Origin of the sequence: Pseudomonas grimontii (genome assembly GCF_007858185.1) — a bacterium.
GTDB lineage: Bacteria > Pseudomonadota > Gammaproteobacteria > Pseudomonadales > Pseudomonadaceae > Aquipseudomonas > Aquipseudomonas grimontii.
Genome location: NZ_VFES01000002.1, coordinates 515,786 through 533,422, shown reverse-complemented (window position 1 = coordinate 533,422; position 17,637 = coordinate 515,786). Strand labels below are relative to the sequence as shown.

Annotated in this window: 19 protein-coding genes; 12 read left to right on the top strand and 7 right to left on the bottom strand. The window is 60.2% G+C overall.

From position 1 onward, the window contains the following. Positions 1-413: hypothetical protein (locus FIV39_RS33190; protein WP_261384520.1), on the top strand; the 413-nt coding region annotated here is incomplete at its 5' end. Positions 414-608: 195 nt separating this feature from the next. Here the strand turns inward: FIV39_RS33190 and FIV39_RS06630 are convergent. Next, complete coding sequence (locus FIV39_RS06630) at positions 609-2,102, bottom strand: CoA-acylating methylmalonate-semialdehyde dehydrogenase (RefSeq protein WP_090400770.1); 1,494 nt, start codon at positions 2,100-2,102, stop codon at positions 609-611. Between the two features lie 39 nt (positions 2,103-2,141). Next, positions 2,142-3,491: an aspartate aminotransferase family protein gene (locus FIV39_RS06625; RefSeq protein WP_090400771.1), complete on the bottom strand. Its 1,350-nt coding sequence runs from the start codon at positions 3,489-3,491 to the stop codon at positions 2,142-2,144. 126 nt (positions 3,492-3,617) lie between these two features. Here FIV39_RS06625 and FIV39_RS06620 point away from each other — a divergent pair, with 126 nt between their 5' ends. From FIV39_RS06620 to FIV39_RS06595, 6 genes are all read left to right on the top strand, one after another. Then, entirely contained in the window at positions 3,618-4,538 is a 921-nt protein-coding gene (locus FIV39_RS06620; RefSeq protein WP_090400772.1) for a LysR family transcriptional regulator, read from the top strand. An 88-nt stretch (positions 4,539-4,626) separates the two neighbouring features. Next, entirely contained in the window at positions 4,627-6,021 is a 1,395-nt protein-coding gene (locus FIV39_RS06615) for a uracil-xanthine permease family protein (RefSeq protein ID WP_090400773.1), read from the top strand. A gap of 87 nt (positions 6,022-6,108) precedes the next feature. Further along, positions 6,109-6,768, top strand: a complete 660-nt coding sequence (locus FIV39_RS06610; protein ID WP_027607945.1) for a TetR/AcrR family transcriptional regulator — start codon at positions 6,109-6,111, stop codon at positions 6,766-6,768. Positions 6,769-6,780: 12 nt separating this feature from the next. Next, a complete protein-coding gene (locus FIV39_RS06605) occupies positions 6,781-7,362 on the top strand; it encodes an IMPACT family protein (RefSeq protein ID WP_090400774.1) in 582 nt (193 codons plus the stop codon). 56 nt (positions 7,363-7,418) lie between these two features. After that, entirely contained in the window at positions 7,419-8,105 is a 687-nt protein-coding gene (locus FIV39_RS06600; RefSeq protein WP_090400775.1) for an SDR family oxidoreductase, read from the top strand. A 185-nt stretch (positions 8,106-8,290) separates the two neighbouring features. Beyond that, the gene (locus FIV39_RS06595; RefSeq protein WP_090400776.1) at positions 8,291-9,649 is read left to right on the top strand and encodes an 8-oxoguanine deaminase; all 1,359 of its coding nucleotides are present in this window, start codon (positions 8,291-8,293) and stop codon (positions 9,647-9,649) included. Between the two features lie 62 nt (positions 9,650-9,711). Here FIV39_RS06595 and FIV39_RS06590 read toward each other — a convergent pair whose 3' ends face one another. Then, positions 9,712-10,803, bottom strand: coding sequence for a calcium:proton antiporter (locus FIV39_RS06590; protein ID WP_053134746.1), 1,092 nt, complete (start codon positions 10,801-10,803; stop codon positions 9,712-9,714). A 194-nt stretch (positions 10,804-10,997) separates the two neighbouring features. Here FIV39_RS06590 and FIV39_RS06585 point away from each other — a divergent pair, with 194 nt between their 5' ends. Beyond that, positions 10,998-11,951: an adenosine deaminase gene (locus FIV39_RS06585; RefSeq protein ID WP_017134717.1), complete on the top strand. Its 954-nt coding sequence runs from the start codon at positions 10,998-11,000 to the stop codon at positions 11,949-11,951. 89 nt (positions 11,952-12,040) lie between these two features. On the opposite strand, the gene FIV39_RS06580 is transcribed toward FIV39_RS06585, so the two are convergent. Both FIV39_RS06580 and FIV39_RS06575 read right to left on the bottom strand, forming a co-directional pair. Continuing rightward, a complete protein-coding gene (locus tag FIV39_RS06580) occupies positions 12,041-12,736 on the bottom strand; it encodes an ArsR/SmtB family transcription factor (RefSeq protein WP_090400777.1) in 696 nt (231 codons plus the stop codon). 137 nt (positions 12,737-12,873) lie between these two features. After that, complete coding sequence (locus FIV39_RS06575; RefSeq protein ID WP_090400778.1) at positions 12,874-13,800, bottom strand: LysR family transcriptional regulator; 927 nt, start codon at positions 13,798-13,800, stop codon at positions 12,874-12,876. Positions 13,801-13,916: 116 nt separating this feature from the next. Here FIV39_RS06575 and FIV39_RS06570 point away from each other — a divergent pair, with 116 nt between their 5' ends. From FIV39_RS06570 to FIV39_RS06560, 3 genes are all read left to right on the top strand, one after another. After that, positions 13,917-14,210, top strand: coding sequence for a putative quinol monooxygenase (locus FIV39_RS06570; protein ID WP_090400779.1), 294 nt, complete (start codon positions 13,917-13,919; stop codon positions 14,208-14,210). A 24-nt stretch (positions 14,211-14,234) separates the two neighbouring features. Continuing rightward, positions 14,235-15,248, top strand: a complete 1,014-nt coding sequence (locus FIV39_RS06565; RefSeq protein ID WP_090400780.1) for a zinc-binding alcohol dehydrogenase family protein — start codon at positions 14,235-14,237, stop codon at positions 15,246-15,248. A gap of 147 nt (positions 15,249-15,395) precedes the next feature. Next, entirely contained in the window at positions 15,396-15,578 is a 183-nt protein-coding gene (locus FIV39_RS06560; protein WP_090400781.1) for a hypothetical protein, read from the top strand. 8 nt (positions 15,579-15,586) lie between these two features. Here the strand turns inward: FIV39_RS06560 and FIV39_RS06555 are convergent, their stop codons facing one another. Together FIV39_RS06555 and FIV39_RS06550 are read right to left on the bottom strand one after the other, a co-directional pair. Next, on the bottom strand, positions 15,587-16,780 hold the full coding sequence (locus FIV39_RS06555) for a multidrug effflux MFS transporter (RefSeq protein ID WP_146371491.1): 1,194 nt from the start codon (positions 16,778-16,780) through the stop codon (positions 15,587-15,589). Positions 16,781-16,864: 84 nt separating this feature from the next. Further along, positions 16,865-17,056 (bottom strand): heavy-metal-associated domain-containing protein, encoded by a 192-nt coding sequence (locus tag FIV39_RS06550; RefSeq protein WP_090400782.1) that lies wholly within the window; start codon positions 17,054-17,056, stop codon positions 16,865-16,867. Between the two features lie 147 nt (positions 17,057-17,203). Here FIV39_RS06550 and FIV39_RS06545 point away from each other — a divergent pair, with 147 nt between their 5' ends. Then, a complete protein-coding gene (locus tag FIV39_RS06545; RefSeq protein ID WP_027607958.1) occupies positions 17,204-17,584 on the top strand; it encodes a hypothetical protein in 381 nt (126 codons plus the stop codon). Positions 17,585-17,637: the final 53 nt, after the last annotated feature.

Sequence of the window (17,637 nt, the reverse complement as noted above, 5' to 3'; positions counted from 1 at the left end):
TAAGAAACCCTAAACTTGGCTCAGCAATCGTTGGTTATTCTTTGATTTCTCGCGGAGTAACTTGTGATGCTGATAATCTTGTTGACTATCAGTCTGACTCCACAAGCACCCACACGAATTGCTTGATCCAGTTGTTAAAGAGCGGTTGGTTAAGAGCTTTCGTCTCAACCGAGGCGCGCATTCTACAGCAGCCTCATTTGCTGTCAAGTGATTATTTTCAGAAGCTTTCGAAGATTTCTTCAACGACTTCAACCACTTGCGCTTCCGATCTCTCGTTAGCGGGAGGCGAATTCTACAGCGTTACACGCTGCTGTCAACACCTCTTTTTCTCCACTTTCGACCGAGAAGATCGAATCGTTAATAGCGTCAAACAACACGACCCCATCAACTTCTTCTGGGCTTCGATGAACTGAAGCAAATCGCTGTCTAATCCTGCATAACTCTTTGTTTACCAAGGAGTTTTACGTTTCGACTGCGCCGGAAGTGGGGCGAATTATAGACTTCCAGAATCTGCCGTCAACCTTCTTTTTCACATTTCTGTCATATACCTCAAAAAAGCCCAAAACCGCAAAAGCCGGCCCGAGGGCCGGCTTTCTGCTTACTGAGCTTTACAGGCTAGGGAAAGCGAATTGCGACGCTTCATGGCTGGCCCGCTGCGGCCAACGCTGGGTGATCGCCTTGCGACGGGTGTAAAAACGCACCCCATCCGGCCCATAGGCGTGCAAGTCGCCAAACAACGAACGCTTCCAGCCACCAAAGCTGTGATACGCCACCGGCACCGGCAAGGGAACATTCACACCGACCATGCCCACTTCAATTTCGTCACAGAACAACCGCGCCGCTTCACCGTCACGGGTGAAGATACACGTACCGTTTCCATACTCATGATCGTTGATCAGTTGCATCGCCGCTTCCAGGCTGCTCACCCGGACCACGCACAATACCGGCCCGAAGATCTCTTCCTTATAAATGCGCATCTCAGGCGTCACACGGTCAAACAGACTGCCCCCCAGGAAGAAGCCGTCTTCATTCCCGGCAATACTCAGCCCACGACCATCGACCACCAGCTCGGCACCCGAAGACACACCGTCTTCTATATAACCGCTGACCTTATCCCGCGCCTGGCCCGTCACCAGCGGCCCCATATCCAGTCCACACGTCGTGCCCGCGCCGATCTTCAGCGCCTTGATTTGCGGCACCAGCTTGGCGATCAATGCATCTGCCACCTGGTCACCTACGCACACCGCCACCGAGATCGCCATGCAGCGCTCCCCGCAGGAACCATACGCTGCGCCCATCAAAGCACTGACCGCGTTATCCAAGTCGGCATCCGGCATCAGCACGGCATGGTTCTTTGCCCCACCCAGCGCCTGTACGCGCTTACCACGCTTGGTCGCTTCTGAATAAATGTACTCGGCAATCGGCGTAGACCCCACAAAGCTCAACGCCTTGACTTCCGGCGCTTCGATCAACGCATCCACCGCCCCCTTGTCGCCGTGCACAACACTCAGCACACCTTTAGGAAGACCGGCTTCCTGCAGCAGTTGCGCGATCAACAACGTCGAACTCGGATCACGCTCCGAAGGCTTGAGGATGAAGCAGTTACCGCAAACAATCGCCAGCGGATACATCCACAGCGGCACCATCGCGGGGAAGTTGAACGGGGTAATACCGGCCACCACGCCCAGCGGCTGGAAGTCCGACCAGGCATCAATATTCGGCCCAACATTGCGGCTGTACTCGCCCTTGAGAATCTCCGGCGCCGAGCACGCGTACTCCACGTTCTCGATCCCGCGCTTCAACTCACCCGCCGCATCCTCCAGCGTCTTGCCATGTTCCTCACTGATCAGTTGCGAGATGCGCGCTTCGTTCTGCTCCAGCAATTGCTTGAACCGGAACATTACCTGGGCACGCTTGGCCGCCGGCGTGTTACGCCAGGCCGGGAAGGCCGCCTTGGCCGAGTCGATAGCACTCTGAATGGTTTCGCGGCTGGCCAGAGGCACTTGGTGAATCACCTGGCCGGTAGACGGGTTATACACATCGGCACTGCGACCGCTGTCGTTGACCAACTCACCGTTGATCAAATGCTGGATAAGGCTCATGCAGGGCTCCTGAAAAGTTGTTCTATATAGAAGGAGAAATCAGTCGATCTTGTTCAGCACTTCGCCGACCGCATCGAACAGGCGATCCAGGTCCTGCGGCTTGCTGTTGAAGGTTGGCCCGAACTGCAGAGTGTCACCGCCAAAGCGCACATAGAACCCCGCTTTCCACAGAGCCATGCCGGCCTCGAATGGACGCACGATGGCGTCACCGTCGCGCGGGGCGATCTGGATCGCACCGGCCAAGCCATAGTTACGGATGTCGATCACGTTCTTGCTGCCCTTCAAGCCGTGCAGCGCATTCTCAAAGTGCGGTGCGACTTCAGCCACGCTCTGCACCAGGTTTTCCTTCTGCAACAGGTCCAATGCTGCCAGGCCAGCGGCGCAGGCAACCGGGTGCGCCGAATAGGTGTAGCCGTGGGGGAATTCCACTGCGTACTCCGGCGTGGCCTGGTTCATGAAGGTCTGATAAATCTCGCTGCTGGCAATCACCGCGCCCATTGGGATCGCACCGTTGGTGACTTGCTTGGCGATGCACATCAGGTCCGGGGTCACGCCGAAGCTGTCAGCGCCAAACATCGAACCGGTACGACCGAAGCCCGTGATCACTTCGTCGAACACCAACAGAATGTTGTGCTGGTCGCAGATCTCACGCAGGCGCTTGAGGTAACCCTGTGGCGGCACCAGCACGCCAGCGGAGCCGGCCATTGGCTCGACAAACACAGCAGCGATATTCGACGCGTCGTGCAGTTCGATCAGTTTGAGCAACTCATCGGCCAAGGCGATACCGCCCTGCTCCGGCATGCCCCGGGAGAACGCATTGCTCGCCAGGAGGGTGTGCGGAAGGTGATCAACATCCATCATCGCCTGACCAAACATCTTACGGTTGCCGTTGACGCCGCCCAGGCTGGTACCGGCGATGTTCACACCGTGATAACCGCGGGCGCGGCCGATCATCTTGGTCTTGGTGGCCTGCCCCTTCAGCCGCCAGTACGCGCGCACCATCTTCACCGCAGTATCGGCGCACTCGGAACCGGAGTCAGTGAAGAACACGTGGTTCAGGTTACCAGGGGTCAGATCGGTGATCTTTTCCGCGAGTTGGAAGGACAGTGGATGGCCGTACTGGAAGCCTGGGGAGTAGTCCAGCGTGCCCAGTTGCTTGGCGACCGCTTCCTGGATTTCCTTGCGCGTATGCCCGGCGCCGCAGGTCCACAGGCCCGACAACGAGTCGTAGACCCTGCGCCCCTTGTCATCGATCAACCAACTGCCTTCAGCCCCCACGATCAGGCGCGGGTCACGCTGGAAGTTACGGTTGGCGGTGTAAGGCATCCAGTGGGCGTCCAACTTCAGTTGGCTAGCCAGGGACGAAGGGGCGTTTTCGGGCATGTTCATCAGCAAAACCTCGCAAGGCAAAAGGCAGCGTCGGGATTGGAAAAGCGTAGTTGCAGCTAAATTGCCACGGAGATAAAGTCGGTGAAATCCAACTCTTCTAACCTTCAGTCAGGCTTTCACTAAACTATGAGCAGCCGTCGACCCGATCCCCTGGCCCAAGTCAGCGACTTCGATATTCGCCTGCTGCGCATCTTTCGCAGCGTCGTGGAGTGTGGCGGCTTCTCGGCGGCGGAAACCGTGCTTGGCATCGGCCGTTCCGCCATCAGCCAGCAAATGAGCGATCTTGAGCAGCGGCTCGGATTAAGACTTTGCCAACGCGGCCGTGCCGGTTTCTCGCTGACCGAAGAAGGCCGCGAGGTCTACCAATCGGCCCTGCAACTATTAAGTGCCCTGGAAAGTTTTCGCACCGAGGTCAACGGCCTGCACCAGCACTTGCGCGGCGAGTTGATCATCGGCCTGACCGACAACCTGGTCACCCTGCCCCACATGCGCATCACCCACGCCCTGGCACAGTTGAAGGAACGCGGACCGGACGTACAGATCCAGATCCGCATGATCGCCCCCAATGAAGTCGAACAAGGCGTACTCGACGGCCGCCTGCATGTCGGCGTGGTGCCGCAGGCCAGCGCCCTGTCCGGCCTGGAATACCAGCCGCTGTACAGCGAACGCTCGCTACTTTACTGCGCGGTTGGCCACCCCCTGTTTTATGCCGACGACAAGCAACTGGGCGACGAGCGCATCGACACCCAGGACGCCATCGCCCCCACCTTCCGCCTGCCCGCCGATATCCAGGCCCATTACCAGGCGCTCAACTGCACCGCCAGTGCCTCGGACCGCGAAGGCATGGCATTCCTGATTCTCACCGGTCGCTACATCGGTTACTTGCCCGACCACTACGCCAGCCTGTGGGTGCAACAAGGCCGACTGCGTGCGCTGAAACCGGCTACGCGCTTTTACGATTTAAGCCTCGCATCGGTCACGCGCAAAGGCCGTCGCCCTCATTTGGTGCTGGAAAGCTTCCTGGAAAGCCTGGCGGCAACGCGCTAACTCGGGCCTTGCGTAAAAAGCTGAGCACTTGGACAGCTTTTTGCAAGGCCACAAGGACCTAGAACCGTCCGCCTCGAGTTTGCTTGCCATGCCACCAGAATCCTCCAGCCCCAGCGACCTGATCTACGGTCTCAACGACCGCCCCAAACCCGCGCCTGCATTGCTGGCCGCACTGCAACATGTGCTGGCCGCCTTTGTCGGCATCATCACGCCACCGCTGATCATCGGCTCCACGCTGGGCCTGACTGCCCATTTACCCTACCTGATCAGCATGGCGTTGATGGTGTCCGGCGTCGGCACATTCATTCAAGCACGTAGGCCATTTGGGATCGGCGCCGGGATGATCTGCCTGCAAGGCACCAGCTTTGCGTTTCTCGGCGCGGTGCTGTCGGCCGGGTTTCTGGTCAAGCAACGCGGCGGCAGCCCGGAAGACATCATGGCGATGATCTTCGGCGTGTGCTTTTTCGGCGCTGCAGTGCAGATCATTCTCAGCCGTTTTATTGGTCAGCTGCGCCGCGTGATCACCCCGTTGGTGACCGGGATTGTCATTACCCTGATCGGCATCAGCCTGATCAAGGTCGGTATCACTGACCTGGGCGGCGGTTTCAACGCACCGGACTTCGGCGCACCGACCAACCTTGCCCTGGGCCTGTTCGTGGTGCTGACAATCATCTTGCTCAACCGCTCCAACACACCCTGGGTGCGCCTCTCGGCGATCATCATCGGTCTCGCCCTTGGCAGCCTCGCAGCCTGGTTCAGCGGCAAGCTGGTCCCCCAGGCACTGGGCGACTTGCCTTTAGTCAGCCTGCCGATCCCCTTTCGATTCGGCTTCAACTTCGACTGGAGCGCCTTCCTGCCGATCGCGCTGATTTATCTGATCAGCAGCATCGAAACCGTTGGCGACCTCACCGCCAACTGCATGATCGCGCGCCAACCCATCAGCGGCCCTTCTTATATAAGCCGACTCAAAGGCGGCGTCCTCGGCGATGGCGTCAGTTGCATGATCGCCGCCACGTTCAGCGCCTTCCCCAACACCACCTTCGCCCAGAACAACGGCGTAATCCAACTCACCGGCGTAGCCAGCCGCTATGTCGGCCTGTACATCGGCGTGGTGTTGTTCTGCCTGGGTTTGTTCCCGTTGATCGGTGCCGTGCTGCAACAAATCCCCAAGCCCGTGTTGGGCGGCGCGACCCTGGTGATGTTCGGCAGCGTGGCCGCCGCCGGCGTGCGCATCCTCGCCCAGGCACCACTGGACCGTCGCAGCATGCTGATCATCGCCACCTCGTTCGGCGTCGGCCTGGGCATCGCCGCTCAACCGAACCTGCTGCACCTGATGCCAACCCTGGTGCAGAACCTGTTCGACTCAGCCATCACCAGCGGCGGCCTGACCGCCATCGTGTTGTGCCTGTTACTGCCGGAATCCAAGGTGCCCGCTCCTGCCGCAAACCACGCGCCGGAAAGCGACACCCTGGAACCGCTTTGACGGTTTTATTGCATCGGGACTTGTCTGAGGCTTGAGGGTGGGTTATCTGTGCATACGTCGTCTCTATCGATCAGCACGGAAACCTCCATGAGCCTCGAAGTTCCTGCCCACAGCAACCACGCCGGTAAGCCCGCCAGCCGCATTCGACAAAAGAACGAACAAGCGATTCTCCAGGCTGCTGAAGATGAATTCGCGCGCCATGGCTACAAGGGCACCAGCATGAACACCATTGCTGCCAGCGCCGGGCTGCCCAAAGCCAACCTGCACTACTACTTCACGAACAAGCTGGGCCTGTATATCGCGGTGCTCAGCAATATCCTCGAACTGTGGGACAGCACCTTCAACACGCTGACCGCCGAGGACGACCCGGCCGTGGCCCTCTCCCGCTACATTCGCACCAAGATGGAGTTTTCGCGGCGCCAGCCCCAGGCCTCGCGGATTTTCGCCATGGAGATCATCAGCGGCGGCGAATGCCTGACCGAATACTTCAGCCAGGATTACCGCGCTTGGTTCAGTGGTCGGGCAGCCGTGTTCCAGGCCTGGATCGACGCCGGCAAGATGGACCCCATCGACCCCGTGCACCTGATCTTCCTGTTGTGGGGCAGCACTCAGCACTACGCCGACTTCGCCACCCAAATCTGCCGCGTCACCGGTCGCACCAAGCTGACCAAGCAAGATATGGAAGACGCCGGGACCAACCTGATCCACATCATTCTCAAGGGCTGCGGCATCAAGCCGGCCCTCTAGACGAAGCCATTTATGTCTTTCACGCTCATCGGCCTTTGCGAGTTCCGCGAAGAAATTCGCAAAAGTCGCTTCATTACCCTGGCCGCACCGATCACCAGCCCGCAAGAAGCCCAGGCTTTTTTCGAGCAGCACAGCGACCTCAACGCCACGCACAACTGCTGGGCCTGGAAGCTGGCCGATCAATACCGCAGCAGTGACGACGGCGAACCCGGCGGCACCGCAGGGCGGCCGATCCTGGCGGCCATCGAGGCCCAAGGCTTTGATCAGGTCGCGGTGTTGGTGATTCGCTGGTATGGCGGCATACAACTCGGTACCGGCGGCCTGGCCCGCGCCTATGGTGGCGGTGCAAACAAGTGCCTGCAAAATGCCGAACGCATCGAACTGATCAGCCGCGTGCCTTTGAGTTGCGCCTGCGGATTCTCCGAGCTGAACCTGGTCAAATTGCGTGTCGCCGAGTTGGGCGGGCTGGTGCTGGAAGAAACCTTCACCGCCAATGGCGTGGAGTTACAACTGGCCCTGGGCGAAGCCCACATCGACACCCTGCAAACCCAGCTCGCCGACCTGAGCCGTGGGCGCATCCTGCTGCAACGCTGAAACTGCTACTGTTGTCCGCTGAACACCCTGAACCGCGACTTTTAAAGGAAGCCTGCATGTCTACGCCAAAAACCGCACTGATCATCGGCGCCTCACGCGGGCTGGGCCTTGGCCTGGTCAAGCAATTGCTCCAGGACGGCTGGGACGTGACCGCCACCGTGCGTGACCCGAACAAGGCCGATGCCCTGAAAGCCGTGGGCCCGGTGCAGATCGAGAAACTCGACATGGACGATCAGCAAGCCGTGATCGCCCTGAACCAACGCCTCAAGGACCGCACCTTCGACCTGCTGTTCGTCAACGCGGGCGTCAAGGGCCCCGCCAATCAAGAACCTGGCCATGCCACCCTGGCGGAAGTCGGCCAGCTGTTCTTCACCAACGCCGTGGCGCCGATCAACCTGGCCCAGCGCTTTGTCGGGCAGATCCGTAAGGACAGCGGCGTGCTGGCGTTCATGAGTTCAGTGCTGGGCAGCGTGACCATCCCCGACGGCTCGGACCTGGCGCTGTACAAAGCCAGCAAGGCCGCACTCAACTCCATGACCAACAGCTTCATTACCCAACTGGGCGATCACAAACTCACCGTGCTGTCGCTGCACCCTGGCTGGGTGAAGACCGACATGGGCGGCGAAAACGCGCACATTGATGTCGACACCAGCGTGCGCGGCCTGGTGGACCAAGTGAACGCCTACAGCGGCAAGGGCGGCCATCACTTCGTGGACTACAAGGGCGACACCATCGCCTGGTAAACCCCGCTGATTGAAATGTGGGAGCAAACTCCCTCCCACATTGATCGCGTTCGTTTTCCTACAGGTAGACCCGATCTCGAACTGCACGTAATCTACCCACCTCGCCCTCACCGGCGACCCTGGATCAGCAGACAGGGCATCACTGAGCTGGCAAACCTGAACCCATTATTCAGAGGAGCCGGCCAATGCCTGCGACCCGTATCTGGTTAAAAAAACCCCTCGCGATTTTCACTGCCAACGGCCTCGACGCCCGTGGCGGCCTGGTGCTGCAAGACGGTGTGATCACCGAAGTGCTGGCCCAAGGCCAAGAACCCACACGGCCCTGCACCCAAGTGTTCGATGCGCGTGAGCATGTGGTCCTGCCCGGGCTGATCAACACCCACCATCACTTCTATCAGACCCTGACCCGTGCCTGGGCGCCGGTGGTCAATCAGCCATTGTTTCCGTGGTTGAAAACCCTGTACCCGGTCTGGGCGCGACTGACGCCGGAAAAGCTCGCCCTGGCGTCGAAGGTGGCACTCGCGGAGTTGCTGCTCTCGGGCTGCACCACGGCGGCAGACCACCACTATCTGTTCCCCGACGGGCTGGAAAACGCCATCGATGTGCAAGTCGACAGCGTGCGCGAATTGGGCATGCGCGCCATGCTCACCCGCGGTTCCATGAGCCTGGGCGAAGCCGACGGCGGCCTGCCACCGCAGCAGACCGTGCAACAGGGCCAGGTCATCCTCGACGACAGCCAACGCCTGATCCGCGACTACCACCAACGCGGCGACGGTGCGCACATCCAGATTGCCCTGGCGCCCTGCTCACCGTTTTCCGTCACCCCGGAAATCATGCACGCGAGCGCCGAACTGGCCAATAGCCTGGATGTGCGCCTGCACACCCACCTGGCCGAAACCCTTGACGAAGAAGATTTCTGCCTGCAGCGCTTCGGCCTACGCACCGTGGACTACCTGGACAGCGTCGGCTGGCTCGGCCCGCGCACCTGGCTGGCCCATGGCATTCACTTCAACCCGGATGAAATTGCGCGCCTGGGCGCCGCCGGTACGGGCATCTGTCATTGCCCAAGCTCCAACATGCGCCTGGCCTCCGGCATCTGCCCGACCCTGGACCTGATCGCTGCAGGCGCGCCCATCGGCCTGGGCGTGGACGGCTCTGCGTCCAATGATGCGTCAAATATGATCCTTGAAACCCGCCAGGCCCTGTACATCCAGCGCCTGCGTTACGGAGCCGAAAAGATCACCCCGGAGGGCGTGCTCGGTTGGGCTACCAAAGGTTCGGCGCAGCTACTGGGGCGTACGGATATTGGTGAACTGGCGGTAGGCAAACAGGCCGACCTGGCGCTGTTCAAACTGGATGAACTGCGCTTCTCCGGCAGTCACGACCCGATTTCCGCACTGCTGCTGTGCGGCGCGGATCGGGCGGACCGGGTGATGATCGGCGGCAAATGGCGAGTCATCGATGGGCAGGTGGAAGGCCTGGACCTGAAAGGCTTGATCGCCGATCACAGCCAGGCGGCGCGGCAGTTGATCGCCGGAACCTAAGTCAAACACCGGTCAAAATGTGGGAGGGAGCTTGCTCCCTCCCACATTGGAGTGCGCGGTGCTTACAAGCCCAACAGCGACAACATGATAAAGGTCGCAAACAACACAAAATGGGTCATCCCTTCGATGGCATTGGTTTCGCCATCGTTGAGGTTGATCGCGCTGACAATCAGCGTGATCAACACCATCACCGTTTGCACCGGCGTCATCGCCATCTGGAACGGCTGGCCGGTGTAGAGCGCCATGGCTTCCATCACCGGCACCGTCAGGATCACCGTCGACAACGACGCACCCAGTGCAATGTTGACCACCGACTGCATACGGTTGGCCAGCGCAGCGCGCAAGGCCGTCAGAATCTCCGGTGCCGCCGAAATAGCCGCGACCACAATCGCCGTGATCACCGGCGGTGCGCCCGTGCCTTCCAGGCCCAGGTCGAGGGTCTTGGACATCACCTCGGCCAACGCACCGATCACAATCACGCCAAACACCAGGGTACCGATGGAAAACGCCAGGTTCACCGGCGGCGACTGCTCTTCCTCCGGGAGTTTCTTGCGGCGCTTTTCCGGGTAGCTATAGCTGAAGAAATAACTGTGAGGTCCCACCTGCATGCGCAGGAACAAGGTGTAGAGCACCACCATGGCGCCGATGGTGAAGGCCGAGTAAATTTTCCAGTCGGCTTCGGGGATAAATTCCGGCACCACCATCGACACGCCCATGGCAGTCAGGATCATTACGCTGTAGGTGCGCGCCGAATCATCGTTGTAGGACTGTTCTCCGTGCTTGATGCCGCCCATCAACGCCGCCAGACCGAGGATGCCGTTAATGTCGAGCATCACCGCCGAATAAATGGTGTCGCGCACCAAGGTGGGTGATGGCTCGTTGCTCATCATGATCGCCAGGATCACCACCTCCACCAGCACGGCAGCCAGGGTCAGGATCATGGTGCCGTAGGGGTCGCCGACCTTTTCCGCGAGTTGCTCGGCGTGGTGGGCCACGCGCATCGACGCCACCACGATAAAACCGATCAACACCACGCCGGCCAACAGCGCCACCATTTGCCCGCTGTGCAGCATCCAATGCTCCAACGGGTAGGCGGCGATGGCGGCAATCAGTGCCAGCAGCATGAATTTTTCTTGCTTGAGGGATGTGAGCATTCCGGGCCTTTTAGTACGGCAAATCAGTCATTGATGGGGTACAGACTGCGCCAAGCCGCTAACGTTTCGTTACACCTTAGTTCACAGGGCCCTTGCGTGAATAAATCGAATACTCTCCTGCTGGTCAGGTTTTGCCGATTATTTCAGCCATGGCCTGTAGAATGCCGCCATTGCACCTGATGAGAATTTAGAAAATGTACGATTGGCTCAACGCCCTGCCCAAGGCTGAATTGCACCTGCACCTGGAAGGCTCGCTGGAGCCTGAGCTGCTGTTCGCCCTGGCCGAGCGCAACAAAATCGCGCTGCCGTGGAACGACGTCGAAACCCTGCGCAAGGCCTACGCCTTCAACAACCTGCAAGAGTTTCTCGACCTGTATTACAAGGGCGCCGACGTCCTGCGTACCTCCCAGGACTTCTACGACCTGACCTGGGCCTACCTGCTGCGCTGCAAAGAGCAGAACGTGATCCACACCGAACCCTTCTTCGACCCGCAAACCCACACCGACCGTGGTGTGCCGTTCGAAGTGGTGCTCAACGGCATCGCCGCTGCGCTCAAAGATGGCGAACAGCAACTGGGTATCACCAGCGGTTTGATCCTCAGTTTCCTGCGCCACCTGAGCGAAGCCGAAGCCGAGAAAACCCTCGACCAGGCGCTGCCGTTCCGCGATGCGTTTGTGGCCGTGGGCCTGGACAGTTCGGAAATGGGTCACCCGCCGAGCAAGTTCCAGCGTGTGTTCGACCGTGCCCGCCATGAAGGCTTCCTCACCGTCGCCCACGCTGGTGAAGAAGGCCCGCCCGAGTACATCTGGGAAGCCATCGACCTGCTGAAAATCCAGCGTATCGACCACGGCGTACGTGCCATCGAAGACGAGCGCCTGATGCAGCGCATCATCGACGAGCAGATCCCGTTGACCGTCTGCCCGCTGTCCAATACCAAGCTGTGCGTGTTCGACGACATGGCCCAGCACAACATCCTCGACATGCTCGAGCGTGGCGTGAAGGTAACGGTGAACTCGGATGACCCGGCGTACTTCGGCGGCTATGTCACCGAGAACTTCCACGCGCTGTACACCTCACTGGGCATGACCCAGGACCAGGCCAAACGCCTGGCGCAGAACAGCCTGGATGCGCGCCTGGTAAAACCGTAACTGGGCAGGAAGTCATCATCGCCAGGCCCATGGAGTCGAAAAAAGCCAAGGCGATGATGATAACGATCACGCAGCGGTAACCGTCGGCGCTAGGGTTGTTCGGGCATGGCCAATCGGGCGATTTCTGCCCGCCCGCTGTCGTTGAGTTGCACCGCCCTGGATTCGTTGACCAGGCTGATCCAGTTCGATTGCAGGAACAACTGCAACAGCCCCGCACCCAGCGCGCCGCCCAGGTGCGGTTGCCGCTGGCTCCAATCGAAACAGTCGCACACCAGTGGCGACGCAAGCGCCTGAGTGTAAATGCCCAGGCCCGCCAAGTGCTGCCCCCCCCTGACCGTGACCTCTATGCGTTGTTCATGACGCTCGATCCACCCCGCCGCCAACATCCGTTCATACAACCCCGCCGCCAACTCGCCACCGAGGTGGCCCTGGCACAGCCGAGCATGTCGCAATAATGGCGGCGCCACCAATACCGGCGGTGAAGCATGCGGTGCACTGCGTGCTGCGCTGGCCAGGGTGGTACAGGCCAGCGCATCGATGGCGACGCTGACATCCGTAGCCGCCACACGGAACAGCCGCTTGCCACGCCGGCCCTCGATACGCAGCAAGCCACTCCCTGTCAGCCTTGCCAGATGCGCATTGGCCGAGGCGGGTGACAATCCGGCAAGCGTTGCCAGCTCCTCCGAGGACTTGGCCGAACCGTCCATCAGGGACCAGAGCATGGCAGTGCGTTTGGGCTCGGCGAGCAAGCTGGCGATCTGACTGATGCATGGTGCTTCTTCCATCGATTCACTCCCTGTCGAATTATTTTTCTGATGCAGTGGGCGCCAAAGTATAGGTGCGCAAACCAGCGGTTCCGCAGCGTCTGACAGCGCGAATAAGGACAGGACCTGAGTGAAATTTCCTTATGTGATGGAGGCTATTACGTCGAGCCCAATCGCTCCGGCAATTGAGCGCTCAATGTCGCACAACGAGAAACGAGCATTTCCCGCAGCAGGTTGATGGGTTTGCTCAATTGGGCCCGATGGGCGCACAGCAAATTGAGGGGTGTGCGCTCGCCACGTAACTCCGGCAAGATCAGGCGCAAGCGGCCGGCCAGCACATCGGTGCTCACATCCAGCCAGGATTTGTAGGCAATGCCCACACCCGCCACCGCCCAGCGGCGTACCACATCGGCGTCGTCGCTGAAGCGGTCGCCACTGACCGTGAGGCTGATTTCGCGCTTGCCATCGTGAAAGGTCCAGTGGTCGTGTACTCGGCTGCCAAGCATGTACAGCAAGCAATTGTGCTGGGCCAATTGCTCCAGGTGTCGCGGTTCGCCGTAACGGGCGAGGTAGCTGGGGGCCGCGCACAACACGCGAACGTTGTGCGGCGCGACGGGCAGCGCGATCAGGCTCGAGTCTTCGGGCTCGCCATAGCGCAGGGCGATGTCCACCGGCTGGCGGAACAGGTCGGCAATCCGATCGCCCAACAGCAGGCGCACGGTGAGCTGCGGGTACTCGTGCTGAAATTCGTCCAGCCACGGCAGTAATTGGTTGCGGCCGAAATCCGAGGGGGCCGAGAGTTGCAACACCCCGCTGACATGGTCCTGGCCACTGGCCAACAAGCGCCGTCCTTCGTCCAGGGAGCTCAGCGCGGCGCGGGCATATTCCAGGAAGCCTTCACCTTCGGCGGTCAGGCGCAGGCTGCGGGTGGAGCGCGCCAGCAAACGCGTGCCCAGTTGCTGTTCGATACGCTTGAGCGCCGCGCTGGCCACGGCGGGCGACAGGTCCATCACCCGCGCCGCCGCCGACAAACTGCCCAGGTCCGCCGCGCGTACAAACAACTGCAAATCATCAAAACGCAGCATTCACCCACCTATTATCAAAATATTATTGAAACAGAGTGCTGTTTTAGCCGCTTTTATCTTCAGGGGAAATGGCCAATCATCTGTCCATCCCGTTCATAACGTGTCTGGAGTTGAATATGCCCACAGCCTTTAACGTCATCGCCACGCTGATCGCCAAGCCTGGCCAACAAGCCACCCTGGAAACCCTGCTGCGCGGCCTGCTGGAACCCACCCGCCTTGAAGCCGGTTGCGAGCAATACGACCTGCACCAGGACCTGCAACACCCCGAGACCTTCTACATGCTCGAACGCTGGAGCAACGACGCCGCACTGGCCGACCATGACCAGAGCGCACATATCCAACGTTTTCGCGCCAAGGCCGCTGATGTAATCGAACACTTCGAACTCAAGCGCCTGAAGTTTCTCGCCTGATCACCGCCTTTTTCCGGAGCCCCCATGAAAGCCATTGCCTACTACGCGTCACTGCCGATCAACGATGAAAAATCCCTGCAAGACATCCAACTGCCAGAGCCCGTCGCCGGCCCCCGCGACCTGCTGGTGGAAGTCAAAGCCATCTCGGTCAACCCGGTGGACACCAAGGTGCGCCAGAACGTCGCCCCGGAAAACGGCGTGGCCAAAGTGCTGGGCTGGGACGTGGCCGGTGTGGTCAAGGCCGTCGGCAGCGAAGTGAGCCTGTTCAAAGTCGGCGATCACGTGTTCTACGCCGGTTCCCTGATACGTCCAGGCGCTAACAGCGAACTGCACACCGTCGATGAGCGCATTGTCGGCCATATGCCCAAGAGCCTGAGCTTTGCCGAAGCCGCCGCGCTGCCGCTGACCGCCATCACCGCCTGGGAGCTGCTATTCGAACGCCTGCAAGTGCGTGAAGGTAAAGAGGCTGAAGGCCAGAGCCTGCTCATCGTCGGCGCCGCTGGCGGCGTGGGTTCGATCCTGACCCAACTGGCCAGCCAGCTCACCGCATTGAAGGTGATCGGCACCGCCTCGCGCCCGGAAACCCAGGAGTGGGCCAAGGCACTCGGCGCCGACCTGGTGATCGACCATAGCCAGCCGCTGAGCGAAGCCCTGAAACAAGCCGGCCACCCACAGGTGACCCATGTTGCCAGCCTGACCCAAACCGAGCATCACCTGGACCAACTGGTCGAAGCGCTGCAACCCCAAGGCAAGCTGGCGCTGATCGACGACCCCAAGGCGCTGGACGTGAGCAAACTCAAGCGCAAGAGCCTGTCGCTGCATTGGGAGTTCATGTACACGCGCTCGATGTTCGAGACGCCGGACATGATCGAGCAGCACAACCTGCTCAATCGCGTGGCCGAGCTGATCGACGCCGGCACCTTGAAAACCACGCTGGGCGAGCACTTCGGTGTGATCAATGCGGCCAACCTGCGCCGTGCCCATGCGCTGCTGGAAAGCGGCAAAGCCAAGGGCAAGATCGTGCTGGAAGGGTTCTGAAAATAACGTCTGTCAGTGTCGTCCGTTATTCGTGTGAGTGATGGACGACACCGCTAGTCAGAGAGTTGATCTTTGTCATATTTGTGAGCGTATTCAGGTTTATATTGGCCGCCTTTGCCACGATTCTTTTACGTGAGGAAGTCAGCAATGAAGATCCTGATAAAAGCGTTAGCAAAATCTCAAGGCAATAAATGGCAGGTTCGTCTCGACGGCGATGCGTTCACCTTCCGCAGCGAGGCTGAGGCCCGCGCCTTTGCCGATACCCTGCAAGCCCGTATCCAGGCTCCCCACCGTTTCCCGATCAGCCAGCAACGCTCCGCCGCTGGCTGACCTGCATTTCAGTCCTGCGCCTGCATGGCCCTTGCCCGTTGCAGGCGCTGGGTCGACATCGCAATCGTCACCGCCAATACCCCACACAAACTGATGACCATCGCCATCGGCATCGCCGTGCCGTCGTGCAGCACGCCCACCAACGAAGCCGCCCCTGCCGCCACGCCAAACTGAATGCAACCGAGCAAGGCCGACGCACTGCCGGCCCGGGCACCCTGCCCGCTCATGGCGCAGGCCGAGGTGTTGGGCAGAATGCAGCCCAAGCTGGCGATACAGATGAACAGCGGCACCAGCAACGGCCACAACGCATCGGTGCGCAAGGCCGCGATGCCCAGCAGTGACAGCGCCGCCAGCAGATAGACCCACACCGTGCGCGACAGCAGAAACGCCGGACCACGCTTGGCCAGCAGCCGCGCGTTAACCTGGGCAACCAGGATGAAGCCGGCGGCATTGGAGCCGAACAGCCAGCCATAATGCTCAGCGGGCACGCCATAGAGTTTGATAAATACGAACGGGGAGCCGGCGATGTAGGCAAACATCCCGGCAATCGAAATGCCCCCGGTCAGGGCATAACCGAGGTAGACCCGGTCTGACAACAGCGCGCCGTAGCGGCGCAGCGACCCGGACAAGGGTTGACGCGGCTGATGGGCCGGAAAGGTCTCCGGCAAACCGACCGCCACGGCAATCGCCGCCATCACGCTGAAGATCGACAGCGCGAGGAAAATCGACTGCCAGCCCCACAACCCGACCATCACACCACCCGCCAATGGCGCCAGGATCGGCGCCAGGCCGGTCACCAGCATCAGTTGCGAGTACACCTTGGCCGAGCCCACCGCATCACATTTGTCACTGACCACTGCGCGGGAAATCACCATGCCTGCGCAACCGCCGAGGGCCTGCACGAAACGTGCGCCAATCAGCCATTCCAGGGACGGCGCGTACGCGCAGGCAAAGGACGCCAGGGTAAACAGGGTCACGCCGCTGAGCAGCGGGCCGCGCCGACCAAAGCGATCCGCCAGCGGGCCGTAGATCAACTGGCCGATGGCCAGGCCCGCGAAATACACGGCCAGGGTCAGCTGGATATGTTTTTCGTCGGTACCGAAGGCTGTCGCCATCGCCGGAAAGCCCGGCAGGTAAAAATCGATCGCCAGCGGCGCGAAGGCGCTCAAGGCCCCCAGAATCAGAATTATGCGAAGGTTCATCAGGCACCCAAGAGAGTCGGCAGCCCGACAGTCTAGCCGGGCCTGGGTGCCTTGAACATTACGATAGCTCGCTAACTATTAAAATCAGACTGCGGCGTAGCCTTCTTCCTTGATCAACCCAATGATCGCCTCACGACTCAGTTGACTCTGCACGCTGACTTGCTTCGCCGCGAGATCCACCTTCACTTCGGCCGTAGGATCCTGGTTCTGCACCGCCTGGGTTACGGCCCGAACACAATGGCCGCAGGTCATTCCTTCAACGCTGAATACTTGCATGACGTGACTCCTTTAATGAGGTTGAACCCAGTCTCGACCTTGCCACGATGGCAAGGTCAAGTTCTGAAACTTTCGGCCGGGCTGGTATTACACGGCGGCGTCGGCCAAGCTTCACCCATCTTTGATTCAAACCACGGAGCATTCGCCATGCGCTGGTCGTTTTTTGGCCTTGTCGGCCTGATGAGCTTGTCTGCCGCTGCGCCTCAGGCCCTCGCCGCAGAAGACTATGCGGTGCTGATCATTTCCCGCGAACGCCTGGAAGTACCGACCAATTGCGAGATCGGCCTGTACATCCAGGACCAGTTGGCCGGACGCCTGTTCCAGGAACAGTCCACCTCGTTCAACCTGCCCGCCGGCAATGTGTCGCTGCGCCTGAAACTGCTGCCGGGCCAGTCACCGGGTTGCTTGCCTGGCCTGCTCGCGCCGCCGGCACAGAACATCACGCTCAAGGCCGGTGACGTACGTAAGCTGCGCATTGCCCAGGGCCCGGAAGGCATGTACCTCAAACCCGCCGCACTGGAATACTGAAGACGCTTGACCTTCCCCACAGGTCAAGGTTGATCCTAGGGGCAACTTCTCTG